The sequence below is a fragment of the Pseudomonas tolaasii NCPPB 2192 genome, from assembly GCF_002813445.1.
GTDB classification, from domain to species: Bacteria; Pseudomonadota; Gammaproteobacteria; order Pseudomonadales; family Pseudomonadaceae; genus Aquipseudomonas; species Aquipseudomonas tolaasii.
On sequence record NZ_PHHD01000001.1, the window covers coordinates 4,318,404 to 4,333,032 of the forward strand.

3 protein-coding genes are annotated in these 14,629 nt (G+C 64.1%); 2 read left to right on the forward strand and 1 reads right to left on the reverse strand.

Translation table 11 applies throughout. The features are described from left to right. Positions 1-243 precede the first annotated feature (243 nt). Both ATI14_RS20250 and ATI14_RS20255 read left to right on the forward strand, forming a co-directional pair. Positions 244-12,918 carry an autotransporter-associated beta strand repeat-containing protein gene (locus ATI14_RS20250; protein ID WP_231124377.1) on the forward strand — a complete coding sequence of 4,225 codons (12,675 nt, stop codon included), beginning with the start codon at positions 244-246 and terminating at the stop codon, positions 12,916-12,918. Between the two features lie 344 nt (positions 12,919-13,262). Further along, entirely contained in the window at positions 13,263-14,159 is an 897-nt protein-coding gene (locus ATI14_RS20255; RefSeq protein ID WP_016974552.1) for a LysR family transcriptional regulator, read from the forward strand. Here the strand turns inward: ATI14_RS20255 and ATI14_RS20260 are convergent. Beyond that, entirely contained in the window at positions 14,149-14,550 is a 402-nt protein-coding gene (locus ATI14_RS20260; protein WP_016974551.1) for a RidA family protein, read from the reverse strand. The genes ATI14_RS20255 and ATI14_RS20260 overlap by 11 nt on opposite strands. Between the last annotated feature and the right edge of the window lie 79 nt (positions 14,551-14,629).

A 14,629-nucleotide genomic window follows, 5' to 3' on the forward strand; every position in this document is an offset into this window, starting at 1 on the left:
TCGAAAATTGTATTTCTGCGTCGAGCGCCAATGGATGTTGGCTGTCAGCCCATTCTTACGGGCTGCTTACGAAAGTATTAATACCATTTAATTCAATGACTTTTCTGTAGGTCTACTACCGTTTCGACAAACTAGATCAGTTGTCACCACGGTCAGGCATCTCGAATTCGATGCGTGTGGATCTTTGCAAGAAGGCTTCTGCGCATTCATGGATGAAAGGCTTGAACCACGAAGGAGTTGAACGTGGATAGAAGACTTGCGGCTGCCGGTATTTCTCGTATTTCCCCTCTGAACATGGCGATCCGTTTGGGCATCGTGGGGGTGCTGGTGGGGTTGGCGAGTCCAGAGGCACTGGCCACATGCTCGGCGGCCGGTTCAACCATCACCTGCTCCGGCGTACCGACCCTTCCACTGTTCCTCAACGATTACTCCAGCGCCACCAGCGGCCTCACCGTCAACGTGACCAATGGCGCGCAGATGAATGCGACGCTGGGCGGCAAAGTCATCAACCTCACCGGGGCCAACGTCAACCTCAACAACTCCGGGACGCTGGACCCGGCCCTCCTGGGGCTGGTGTCGATATTGAGTGGCGGTGCGTTTCTCGGCACGGGTGCCGCCGGTACCATCAATGTGGCGAACAATGTCACCGGGCTCATCCGCGGCACCGGCATGCTGCTCGGGCTTAACCTGACGAGCGTCGACGGCCTGGGTATCGGCGTCAACAATGCGGCGACGGGCACCACCACCATCATCAACGACGGCACCATTACTTCCACCGGGCTTTCCGTCGGCGGCATCACGCTGGCCGATACGCCCGTGGTGGGTGTTTACGGTGGCTCGCAAGTCAACATGACCAACAGCAGCACCGGTACCATCAATGGGCGGGTGGCGTTCCAAAGCTCTGTGGCAGGCAACACCTTTACCAACGCCGGTTCCATCACCGGCGGCGTTTCGATGGGGGCGGGGAGTACCAACACCTTCAATGCGATTACCGGCTCAAGTGTCAACGTGGGGGATGGCGTGCAGATTTCCGTCGGCCTTGGCGGCTTGATCGGCATCAACCTGACCTTCGCACCGACCGGCACGATTGACGGCGGGGCGGCTGGCACCAACACGCTGGTCCTGCAAAACCCGCTCGGTGTCGGCGGCGGTACCACGGGCACCGGCACGGCATCGAGTGCCACTTACGTCAACTTCAACAACCTGACGATCAACAGCGGTACCTGGACCCTGCAAGGGCCATTGGTCAGCGGCAGCACGACGCTCAACGGCGGCGTAGCGCAATACAATGACAACCAGGCGTTCGGCAGCGGCGTGCTGACCTCCAATGGCGGGATCATCCAGGCCAGCAACGCCGGCTTGAACATTGGCAACCTGGTCACTCTGGGGGCCGGCGGCCTGACCGTTCAGGGCATTAATGGCACAACATTGTCCGGTGTCATTTCCGGAAGCGGTGGTTTGACCAAAATCGGCTCCGGCCAATTGGCGCTCGGTGCCGCCAACACCTATACCGGCACTACCACGCTCAACGGCGGCACGGTGCAGTTGGGTAACAACCAGGCCTTCAGTACCGGCGCGGTCACCATCGGCGGGGCAACGACGTTAAGCGCGCCCGGAACGATCAACCTGGCCAACGCACTCAATCTCAACGCTACGTTAACGGCCAACAGCGCCGGCGCCCTGACGCTGGGAGGCGTGCTGACCGGCGCATCCAACCTCACCAAAACAGGTGCGGGCAGCCTGACCCTCAACGGCGTCAACACGGGTTACAGCGGCACCACCGGCCTGGGGGCCGGCACGTTGGTGCTGGGCAATAACAGTGCCCTGGGCACCGGCGCCCTGAACGTGACGGGCGCTGCCAGCCTGGATGGCGGCGGGGCGTCAGCACTGAGCAATAACGTGACCCTGACCAATACCCTGACCCTGACCGGCACCAACCCGCTGACCCTCAGCGGCGTGATGTCGGGGGCCGGCAGCCTGGTCAAAACCGGTGCAAGCCTGTTGACCCTGACCGGCAACAACACGCGTACAGGCACCACTTCACTCAATGGCGGTGGCCTGATCGTCGGCTCCGCATCGGCACTGGGCACCGGCGCATTGAATGCCGCCGCCGGGACTTCGCTGGACGCCAGCACTGCCGTCAACCTGGCCAACGCCGTCAACCTGGCTGGCGCGCTGACCCTCGGCGGTTCACAGGCATTGGGCCTGGGAGGCGTGATTTCGGGCGTTGGCGGCCTGACCAAAAACGGTACGGCCACGTTGACGCTCAATGGTGCCAATACGTTCACCGGCAATACCAACCTGAACGCGGGGACGTTGGTGCTCGGCAACAATACCGCGCTGGGTGTGGGCGGTACCTTGAACGCCGCTGCCGGGACCACGCTGGACACCACCGGCGCGCTGATCGTCAATAACGGCCTGAACCTGGCGGGCAATTTGAACCTTGTCGGTAGCCAGAACCTGGGGCTGGGCGGCGTCATCAGCGGCAGTGGCGGCCTGACCAAAAACGGCGCCTCGTCGCTGACACTGGGCGGCGCCAATACCTTCGCTGGCGGCACCCTTTTGAACAGCGGCACCTTGAACGCCGGCAATAACGCGGCCCTCGGCACCGGCGCGCTGAGCGTCACGGGCGCGGCAACCCTGGACAACAGCGGTGGCGTCAGCCTGGCCAATGCCATCAACCTCGGCGCCAACCTGACCCTGGCCGGCGCGAACGGGCTGACGCTTGGCGGCGTAATCGACGGCGCAGCGGCGCTGATCAAGAACGGTGTAGCGGCCGTCACTCTCAACGGTGCCAACACTTTCCTGGGCGGTACCACGCTGAATGCCGGCACGCTCACCCTGGGCAACGCAGCTGCGCTGGGCACGGGAGCCCTGACCGTGGCGGGCGCGGGCACGTTGAACACCAACGCCAATCTTGCGATCAACAATGCGATTGCGCTGAATGCCAACCTGACGGCAGGCGGCGCGAACCCGCTGACGCTCGGGGGTGTCATCAGTGGCGCCGCCAATTTGATCAAAACCGGTGCTTCGACGCTCAACCTCAACGGCGCCAACACCTACACCGGCTCCACCGCACTGAACGCCGGTACGCTGCAAGTCGGCTCCAATACGGCGCTGGGCACGGGCGTGTTGAACGCGTCAAACGGTACCACGCTGGATGCCAGCATCGCCGCCAGCCTGGGCAATAACGTCAACCTGGGCGGCAGCGTGACCCTGGGCGGCAGCAACGCGTTGACGCTGGGCGGCGTGGTGGCCGGTGTGGGCGGTCTGATCAAGAATGGCTCGGCCGATCTGGTGCTCAATGGCGCCAATACCTATTTTGGCAATACGGCGCTGAACGCGGGCAAGTTGGTGGTGGGGTCTGCCACGGCGTTGGGGTCGGGTGCATTGAACGCGGCAGCGGGAACGACCCTGGACGCCAATGCGAACGTCAGCCTGAACAACGCCGTCAACCTCGCCGGCAACCTGGGGGTTGGCGGCAGCGCAGACTTAAGCCTTACCGGTGCGATCAATGGCGCCGGCAGCCTGACCAAAAACGGCGCGGCCAACCTGATCCTCAGCGGCGCCAATAATTTCCTGGGCGGCACCACCCTCAACGCAGGCACCCTGACAGTGGGCAGCAACGCGGCCCTGGGCCTGGGCAACCTGACCATTGGCGGCGCCGCAATCCTCGACAGCAATGCCGCGGTGACGCTGGGCAATAACGTCAACCTCAACGCGGGCTTGAGTGTGGGAGGTACCAATGACCTGACCCTCGGCGGTGTGATCAGCGGCGCGGGTACCTTGACCAAAAACGGGGTTGGCAACCTGACACTCAACGGCGTGAACACCTTCAGCGCCGGTACAACGCTCAATGCGGGCAGCCTGACCCTCGGTTCGGCAGGCGCACTCGGCAGCGGTGCCTTGAGCGTCGATGGCGCCGCTACGCTGGACAACAGTGCAGCCTTCACCCTGGGCAACACCATTGCGCTGAATGCCAACCTGACCCTCGCGGGCAATAACAACCTCAACCTTGGCGGTGTTGTGAGCGGCACCGGTGGCCTGATCAAAAATGGCCTGGGTGATTTGACCCTGAGCGGCAACAACACCTTCACCGGGGCCGTCGATGTGCTCTCCGGCAGCGTCACGTTGGCCAGTGCCAATGCACTGGGTGGCAGTTCCGGCGCCAACGTCAGTGCCGGCGCTTCGCTGAATCTGGGCGTCGATGCCAGCCTGGCGGGCCTGAGTGGCGCGGGTGGCGTGCAGTTGGGGGGCGGCACGAACCTCACCATCGGCGGGGTCAACACCACCAGCACTTTTGACGGCGACCTCAACGGCGCAGGCGGTTTGATCAAGGTCGGTACCGGCACCCTCAACCTCACCGGCATCAATGGCCTGACCGGCAATACGGCAATCAACGGCGGCACGCTGAACCTCAGCGGCTCGCTGGCCAGCAACCTGGTTAACGTCAATACCGGCGGCACCCTGACCGGCACCGGTTCGCTGTTGGGCGCAGTCAATGTCAACAGCGGCGGGCACCTGGCGCTGAGCAGCGGCAACACGCTGTCGGCCGGCAGTTTGACCCTCAATGCCGGTTCGAACATGGACGTGGCCCTGGGCGCACCGTCGACCACTTCCTTGCTGAATGTGGGCGGCAACGTCGCCCTGGCCGGTAACCTGAATGTCACCGATGCCGGCGGTTTTGGTGTCGGTGTGTATCGACTGATCAACTACACCGGGGCGCTCAGTGGTGGCCTCAACGTGGCCACGGCGCCAACCGGTTTTGGCCTGGGCGACCTGTTGGTCCAGACCTCGGTAGGCAACCAGGTCAACCTGGTGGTGTCTGCGCCGAACATCCGCTTCTGGGATGGCAGCAACACACTGCCTGACGGCATCGTCAATGGCGGTACGGGGACCTGGACCGGCGTTGGCACCAACTGGACATCCGCCGATGGCAACACCAATCAAACGTGGGGCGGTGGTTTTGCGGTGTTCCAGGGCACGGCGGGCACGGTGACGGTAGATGGCGCGCAAGCCTTCACCGGGCTGCAATTCGTCACCGATGGCTACAACCTGGTCAATGGCACGGGCGGCGTGTTGACGGCGGTCAACAATGGGGGCGGTGTCACGACAGTGCGCGTGGACCCGGGCGTCACCGGCACCCTTGGCGTGAATATCGACGGTACCGGGCTGATCAACAAAGTCGATGCTGGCACCCTGGTGCTCGGTGGCAACAACACCTATAGCGGCGGTACCCAACTGGACGGCGGCACCCTGGTGGTGGGCAGCGATGCGGCGCTGGGCAGCGGTGCGCTGACGGCAGCTGCCGGTACGACGCTGGACAGCAATACCGCAGCAACGCTCACCAATGGCGTGACCCTCAACGGCAACCTGAACATCGGCGGCAGCAATGCACTGGCCCTTAATGGCGCGATTGGCGGCGTGGGCGGCCTGATCAAAAACGGCGCGGCCAACCTCACCCTTGGCGGCAACAACACCTTCCTCGGCCCGGTGGCGTTGAACGCGGGCGGGCTGATCCTGGCGTCCAATTCGGCGCTCGGCAGTGGCGTGTTGAATGCGGCCAACGCTACGACGCTGGACGCCACGGCGGTGACTACCGTCAGCAATGCCATCAACCTTGCCGGTAATCTGGGCATTGGCGGCACGGCCGACCTGACCCTGAGCGGCGCCATCAATGGGGCAGGCAGCCTGACCAAAAACGGCACGGCCAACCTGACCCTCAATGGCGCCAACGCCTTCCTCGGTGGCACGACGTTGAATGCCGGCAGCTTGACCATCGGCAACAACGCAGCACTGGGGCTGGGCAATTTGACCGTCGGCGGGGCGGCGAGCCTGGACAACAGCGCGGCGCTGACGGTCGGCAACGGCGTCATCCTGAACGCCAGCCTGACGGCGGCGGGCAACAATGACCTGACGCTGGGCGGCCTGATCAGCGGCACCGGCGCGCTGGTCAAAAACGGCGCGGCCGACCTGACGCTCAATGGCATCAATACCTTCCAGGGCGGCACCACACTCAATGCGGGCACCCTGACCTTGGGCACCGCAGCCGCGCTGGGCACTGGCGCGTTGACGGTCGGCGGCGCGGCGACGCTGAACAACAGTACACCGCTGGTATTGGCCAATGCAGTCAACGCCAATGCCAACCTGACCGTGGGCGGCCTCAACAATAATCTGACACTGGCAGGCGTGCTGTCCGGCGCCGCAAGCCTGATCAAAACCGGTACCGCAGACCTGGCCCTGACCGGCAACAACACCTTCAGCGGCGTGTTCGATGTGCAATCCGGCAGCCTCACCACCCTGGGCAACGGCGCGCTGGGCGTTGGCGCCGGGGTCAACCTGGCGAACGGTGCAGCCCTGAACCTGGGCGGCTCGGCCAGCCTGGGGGTGCTCACCGGCAGCGGGCTGGCGACAATCGGTACCGGCAGCACCTTGAGCGTGGGCGGCAATAACCTCGACAGCACCTTCGGCGGCGTGCTGGCCGGCCTTGGCAACTTTGCCAAAGACGGCAACGGCGCCTTGACCCTGACCGGCATCAGCCTGTTGACCGGCAACACACAAGTCAACGCGGGCAGCCTGCTGGTCAATGGCTCGCTGGCCAGCGGCACTGTCGCAGTCGGCAGCGGTGCCACGCTCGGCGGCACCGGCGCGGTGCTGGGCAATGTGACGATCGCGGATGGCGGCCATCTGGCCGTCAACTCCGGCAATACCCTGAGCGTCGGCTCGCTGGTGCTCAATGCCAATTCCAACCTGGACGCGGGCCTCGGCGCACCTTCCACAGGCGGTACCGCATTGATCAACGTGGGCGGCAACCTGACTCTGGACGGCACTCTGAACATCAGCGATATCGGCGGCTTCGGCGCCGGCATCTATCGGCTGATCGACTACACCGGTGGCCTGACCAACAATGGCCTGCAATTGGGCAGCCTGCCGGTGAACATCCCGGCGGCCGACCTTGACCTGCAAACCGCCATCGGCAACCAGGTCAACCTGCTGGTCAACGGCAACACCAATATTCAGTTCTGGGACGGCAGCCAGACCACCGGCAATGGCGCCATCGACGGCGGCAACGGTACCTGGACAACCGGCAGCACCAACTGGACCGGTGTAAACGGTGCGTTCAATGCGGCCTGGGTACCCAACAGCTTTGCGATCTTCCAGGGCACGGCGGGCACCGTCACCGTGGACGGCGCGCAAGCCATCACCGGCCTGCAGTTCGTCACCGACGGCTATAACGTGGCGGGCGGAACGGCGGGGGCCTTGACCCTGTTCAACGGTACCGGCGGCAACACCGCCGTGCGGGTCGATCCCAACGTCACTGCCACACTGGGCGTATCCCTCAATGGCGGCGGCACCCTGGCCAAACTCGATGCCGGTACGCTGGTGCTCAACGGGGTCAACACCTACACCGGCGGTACCGCGCTCAATGGCGGGACGCTGGTGGTCGGCAATGACAGTGCGTTGGGCAGCGGTGTATTGACCACTGCCAACGGCACTACCCTGGACAGCAACGCTGCGGTGAGCCTGGCCAACGGGGTGAACGTCAACGGTGCGCTGACGATCGGCGGCACCAACGCGCTGACCCTGGCAGGCACCGTGGCAGGCGCCGGCAGCCTGATCAAAAACGGCATCGCCAACCTGACCCTGAATGGCAACAACACCTACACCGGGCCGACGGCATTGAACGCTGGCGGGCTGATTGTGGGCACCAGCACCGCGCTGGGTGCAGGTGCGCTGAACGCCGCCGCCGGTACCACCCTCGACAACACTGCACCCGTGACCCTGGCCAACACGTTGAACCTGGCGGGCAACCTGGGGATTCTCGGCACCGCCGACCTGACCCTCAATGGCCTGGTCAACGGCGTCGGCAGCCTGACCAAGAGCGGGGCGGGCAACCTGACGCTCAACGGTGCGAATGGTTACCTGGGCGGCACCCAGTTGAATGCAGGTGCCTTGACGCTGGGTAACGCCGCCGCCCTGGGCAGCGGCAACCTGACCGTCAATGGTGCTGCAACGCTGGACACCGGCAGCGCCGTGGCCCTGGCCAATAACGCCACCCTGAATGCGGCACTGACTGTGGGCGGCACCCACGACCTGAGCCTGAACGGCGTGGTGGATGGAACAGGCTCGCTAATCAAGAACGGCAACGCCAACCTGACGCTCAATGGTGCCAACACCTACAGCGGCGGCAGCACCCTCAATGCCGGCACCCTGACCGTCGGCAATGCCGCGGGCCTGGGCTCGGGCGCCTTGACCGTCGCGGGGGCGGGTACGCTGGACAACAGCGTGCCGCTGGTACTGGCCAACGCCGTCAATCTCAATGCTGATCTGACCCTGGCCGGCAACAACAACCTGACCCTCGCCGGTGTACTGGCCGGCAACGCGGCGTTGATCAAAAACGGTGCGGCAGACCTGCTGCTCACTGGCAACAACACCTTCACCGGGCCATTGAACGTAGCAGGCGGCAGCCTCACCACCGTGGGTAACGGCGCACTGGGCAACACGTCGGGCGTCACCGTGGGCACAGGCGCCAGCCTGAACCTGGGTGGCAATGCCAGTCTCAATACGCTGGCCGGCAACGGCGTGGTTCAAGTGGCGGGCGGCAACACACTGGCCGTAGGTGGCAGCAACCTGAACAACACCTTCGCGGGAGCATTGAACGGCGCGGGCAACCTGGATAAAAACGGCACGGGCACCCTCAATCTGAGCGGGGTGAACGGCATCACCGGCGCGGCCAACGTCAATGGCGGCACCTTGAATGTCGGCGGTTCGCTGGCCAGCGGCACGGTGGCGGTCAACAACGGCGGGACGCTGACCGGTGCCGGTTCTGTGGCCGGCGCTGTCACCGTGGCCGACGGTGGTCATATCGGCCTGAGCTCCGGCAGCACCTTGTCGGTAGGCTCACTGGTACTCGGCGCCAACGCCAACCTGGACGTGGGCCTTGGCACTCCCGTGGTCGGCGGTGGCAGCGGGCTGCTGAATGTGGGCGGCAACCTGACCCTGGACGGCAACCTCAACGTCACCGATATCGGCGGATTTGGCAGCGGCGTCTACAACATCATCAACTACACCGGGGCGCTGACTGACAATGGCCTGACCCTCGGCACCTTGCCGGGCAGTGTGATCCCGGGCGACCTGCAAGTGCAGACCGCTATCTCCAACAAGGTCAACCTGCTGGTCACTGCACCCAACACCACTGTGCAGTTCTGGGACGGCGGCAGCCTGATCGGCAACGGCGCCATTGAAGGCGGCAACGGCACCTGGGGCAGCGGGCTGACCAACTGGACCAACGTCGACGGCACGCTCAACCAGAACTGGAACAACAGTTTCGCGGTGTTCCAGGGCGCGGCGGGCAACGTGAGTGTGGACGGCACGCAAAACATCACGGGCATGCAGTTCGTCACCGACGGCTACAACCTGGCCTCCGGCACGGCAGGTGTACTCAACCTGGTGAACGGTGGCACCGGCAATACGGCGGTTCGCGTTGATCCGAATGCCACCGCCACCCTCGGCGTCACCCTGGCCGGCGCCGGTACATTGGCCAAGCTCGACACCGGTACGCTGGTACTCAACGGCACCAATACCTACACCGGCGGTACGGCGCTCAACGGCGGCACATTGGTGGTCGGCAATAACAGTGCACTCGGTACAGGCGCGCTCACCGCCGCCGATGGCACCACGCTGGACAGCAACGTCGCCGTAACCCTGGGCAACGCTGCGGTCCTCAATGGCGCCCTGGCGATTGGCGGCAGCAATGCGCTGACCCTCAATGGTGACATCAGCGGGGCAGGCAGCCTGCTGAAAAAAGGCGCGGCAACCCTGACCCTCAATGGCGCCAATACCTACACCGGCGGCACCGGCTTGAATGCCGGCCAGCTGGTGCTCGGCAACAATGCGGCGCTCGGCACCGGCGCACTGACGGTCGGCGGCGCTGCGCAACTGGACGGCAGCACAAATCTGCAACTGGCCAATGCCATTGCTCTGGGCGGCCCGCTGACGCTGGGCGGCAGCAATGACCTGGCCCTCAACGGCGTCGTCAGCGGCAGTGGCAGCCTGGTCAAAAACGGCAACGGCGCGCTGTTGCTGACCGGCGCCAATACCTACACCGGCGGTACTACCCTGAACGGCGGCACCACCACCGGTTCCGCCAATAGCTTGCAAGGGGCGATTGCCAACAATGCGGCCCTGACCTTCGAGCAAGCCACTGACGGCACCTATACCGGCAACCTCACCGGCGCCGGTGTGCTGAACAAAACCGGCACCGGCGCCTTGCTGCTGACCGGCAACAACACGTTCACCGGCAACACCCACGTCAATGCCGGCAGCCTGCTCGTCAACGGCACCTTGAACAGCGGCGCGGTACAGGTCGCCAGCGGCGCAACCCTCGGCGGCAGCGGTACCCTGGGTGGCGCGGTGAGCATGGCCGACGGTTCGATCCTCAAGGCGGGAGCAGCCACGCCGCTGTCGGTGGGTTCGCTGGCGTTGTCTTCGGGTACCAACCTGAACTTCGCCCTGGGCGCACCGGGTGCGTCCACGACCGCAGTGAACGTGGCGGGTAACCTGACGCTGGATGGCACGCTTAACGTCACCGATGCGGGCGGTTTCGGTATCGGCGTGTACCAACTGTTCCGCTACGGCGGCGCTTTGACCGACAACGGCCTGACCCTGGGCTCACTGCCTACAGGCTTTGGCAATCTGTCCCTGCAAACCTCGCTGGCCAATCAACTGAACCTGTTGGTGCAAACCACGCCTGGGCAAATCCAGTTCTGGAACGGCGGCACCACCAACCCGGATGGCACCATCACGGGCGGCAGCGGCACCTGGGGCCCCGGCACCAACTGGACCGACCCGACCGGCACCCAAGGCCAGGCGTCGACCAACCAGTTCGCCGTGTTTGGCGGGCAGGGCGGCACCGTTACCGTTGTCGGCAACCAGGGCTTCACCGGCCTGCAGTTCCTTGATGCTGGCTACACCCTCACGGCAGGCGCCGGCGGTACGCTGTCGCCAACCGGCACGGCGGTGGTGCGGGTCAACTCGGGTGTGACCACTGAAGTGTCGGCACCGATCGTCGGTACCGGCGCCATCAACAAACTCGATGCGGGCACCTTGCTGCTGACCGGCGCCAACACCTACACCGGTGGCACCACGGTGAGCGGCGGTACGCTGGCGGGTAACACCACCAGCCTGCGCGGTTCGATCCTCAACAATGCACGCTTGCTGTTCGTGCAGGCCAACAACGGCCAGTTCAACGGCAACCTGACCGGCACCGGAACCATCGTCAAACAAGGCGCTGGCGCACTGTTGCTGACCGGCAACCAGTCATTCAGCGGCACCGTGGCGGTGGATCAGGGCGTGTTGCAAGTGGGCAACGCCGCCAACCCCGGTACTGTCCTGGGCGGGCAGGTGACGGTTGCCAGCGGCGCCGGCCTGACCGGTAACGGCAGTGTCGGCTCCATCGTCAACCACGGTGCGGTCACGCCTGACAACGGCAAGCTGACGGTGGCCGGTAACTTCACCAACGCCAGCGACGGCGCGCTGAACCTGGTGATCACCCCGTCGGTTGCCAGCTCCCTGGCGGTGGGCGGCACCGCCAACCTGGGCGGCACCTTGAACGTGGTCAACCTGGCACCCTATGCCGGCCCGACCACCTACACCCTGCTGACGGCCGGCGTGGTCAACGGCACGTTCAACACCACCAACCTGGAGAACCTGGCATTCCTCAATACCTCGCTCAATTACAGCCCGACGCAAGTGGCGCTGGCGGTGAGCCGTAACAACGTCAGCTACGCCAGCGTGGCCGCCACTCGCAACCAACGCGCGGTTGCAGCTGCGTTGGGCAGCGGTGCGGCGGTTGGCGGTACGGATGTGCAGAATGCACTGCTCAATTCCGACGCGGCCGGAGCACGTGCGGCTTTCGACAGCCTGTCCGGTGAGATCCACGCCAGCACCGCCAGTGCGATGCTGGAAGACTCGCGTTACATCCGTGATGCGGTCAACGAGCGTCTGCGCCAACCCGGCTGCTACCGCGAGGACGACCCGCGCAACAGCCTGGCGCCGAGCGAAAACCGCTTGAGCAGTGCCGGTTGCCACGGCGAGATGGTTGGCTGGATGCGCGTGCTGGGTACTTGGGGGCACATGGGCGGCGACAGCAACACCGCCAAGCTGGACCGCAACCTCGGCGGTTTCCTGCTCGGTACCGACAAGCAAGTGGATGACGCCTGGCGCGTCGGGGTGGCGGCCGGTTACACCCGCAGCGACCTGGACGCCAAGCGCCGCAGTTCCAGCGCCGACGTCGACAGCTACCACTTGATGGCTTACACCGCTTACCAGCAGGAAGCCTTCGCCGCTCGCATGGGTGTGGCGTACAGCTGGCACGACATCGAAAGCAAACGCGACGTAGCCGTAGGCGGCGCAGGCCAACGCCTGAAAGCTGACTACAAGGCGCGCAGCGCGCAAGTGTTCGGTGAAGTCGGTTACACCATCGAGAAGGGCGGTGTGGCGCTGGAACCGTTCGCGGGCCTGGCCTACGTCAACTACGACAGCGACACGCTCAAAGAGAAGGGCGGTTCCGCAGCCCTGCGCGGCGATGCCGATCAGGACGTGACCTTCTCCACCCTGGGCGTGCGCATCGGCCAGACCATCACCCTGGGTAACGGCTCGAAAATCACCCCGCGGGGCAGCATCGGCTGGCGTCACGCGTTCGGTGACACCAAGCCCGACGCCGACCTGACCTTCATCAATGGTGGCGCTTCGTTCAGCACCCAGGGCGTACCGATCGCCAGGGACAGCGCGGTGCTGGAAGCTGGCGTGGACTACCAGATCAGCCAGAACGGCAAGCTGGGCCTGGGCTACTCGGGTCAGCTCTCGCGCAACGACAAGGACCACGCGATGACCATCAGTTTCTCCCTCGGTTTCTGATCAAAGCCGAGCACCTTTGAACCGCCCGAAAGGGCGGTTTTTTTTGCACATCAGTCACCGCGCTTAGCCTTCCTGTGGCGAGCGGACTTGGTGTGGCGAGCGGGCTTGCCCCGCGTTGGGTGGCGAAGCCGCCCTAAACCTGCCACCCAGATATGTCTGACACACCGCTGCGGCCTCTATAGGGGACTGCTGCGCAGTCCAACGCGGGGCAAGCCCGCTCGCCACACCAAGTCCGCTCGCCACAATAATCCGTGCGATGGGGGCGAACTGGAAATTATCGCGACGTTTGCCGATAGTCAGGTCAAGATCGACAATTCGCTTACTAACGGCATTTGGTACCCCCTATGAACCAACTCCTCGCCATGCGCGCCTTCGTGCGGGTTGTCGACACGGGCTCCTTCAGCCGCGCCTCCGATCAGTTGGCGTTGCCGCGTTCCACCGTCAGCAAGCTGATTACCGACCTGGAAACCTACCTGGGCATCAAGCTGATGCACCGCACCACACGGGCGCTGGCACCCACGTCCGAAGGGCTGGAGTATTACAGTCAGGCCCGGCGCCTGGTGGCCGAACTGGATGAGGTCGACAGCGCCATTCGTAGGCAAACCCTCAAGCCGCGCGGGCACTTGCGGGTGGATGCGCCGGCTTCGTTTGCCAATTGCCTGTTGATCCCGGCGCTGGTGGATTTTCATCGCGAGTACCCGGACATCACTGTCGCGCTGGGCATCAGCGACCGAGCGGTGAATATCGTCGGGGAGGGCGTGGATTGTGTGATTCGCGCCGGCAAGCTCGATGACATGGGCATGATCGGGCGCAAAGTGGCTGACCTCGACTACCTGACGTGCGCGGCGCCGAGCTATCTGGCGCGCCACGGTGTGCCGACATCGCCGCAGGATGTGCAGGGCAACCATCTCAAAGCCGGCTATTTCTTCGCAGGATCCGGCAGGCCCGAACCGCTGATTTTCGAGAAAGACGGCCAGCGGATTGAAGTCGGTGAGTGCGCCTATTCCACCAATGAAGGCAACGGCCTCAAGGAAATGCTGCTTGCAGGCCTAGGCGTGGGGCAGCACTTCAGGTCGATCGTGCAGTACTACATCGACAGCGGCCAACTGGTCAGTCTGTTGCCGGACTGGTCACGCCCGGCCACGCCGCTGCATATCCTTTACCCACCCAATCGCCACCAAAGCGCAAGGCTCAAGGTGTTTATCGAGTGGGTCATCCGCACCTTTGGCGTCAACCAATAATGGCGGTCACGCGGATCTCCACGCGCATGGTCGGCAACCCCAGCGCCTCGACACCGACCTGAGTCCAGATCGGCGCGTGGTCGGGCATGTAGTGGCGGTATTGCTTGACCATCGCTTCATTGACTTCGGGTGCAAAGCCGCCGACGTGGTAGGAGTTGACGTGAATCACATGCTCCCAACCCGCACCGGCGGTGGCCAGGGTTCGATCCAGGTTTTCGAAGGCTTGGGCGATCTCTTCGGCAATGTCGGCGGGGATTTCAAAGGCGTCATTCCAGCCGCCCTGGCCTGAGGTTTCCACGCGATTGCCGACTTTCACCGCCTGGGAATAGTGCAAGTGTTCGCGCATGTAATCGCCATAACCGGGGGTAACAAAAAATTCGGGCGTGCTCATGGTGTTTCCTCTGTTCAGTTAAAAACTCGGCAAAGGCTAATGGAGCCGTGGGGTGAACAAAATCCATGATTTATGCCAT

Excerpts from the sequence above, each read along its gene's own strand:
- ATI14_RS20255 (WP_016974552.1), top strand. The coding sequence starts at position 13,263 with ATGAACCAACTCCTCGCCATGCGCGCCTTCGTGCGGGTTGTCGACACG.
- ATI14_RS20260 (WP_016974551.1), bottom strand. The coding sequence starts at position 14,550 with ATGAGCACGCCCGAATTTTTTGTTACCCCCGGTTATGGCGATTACATG.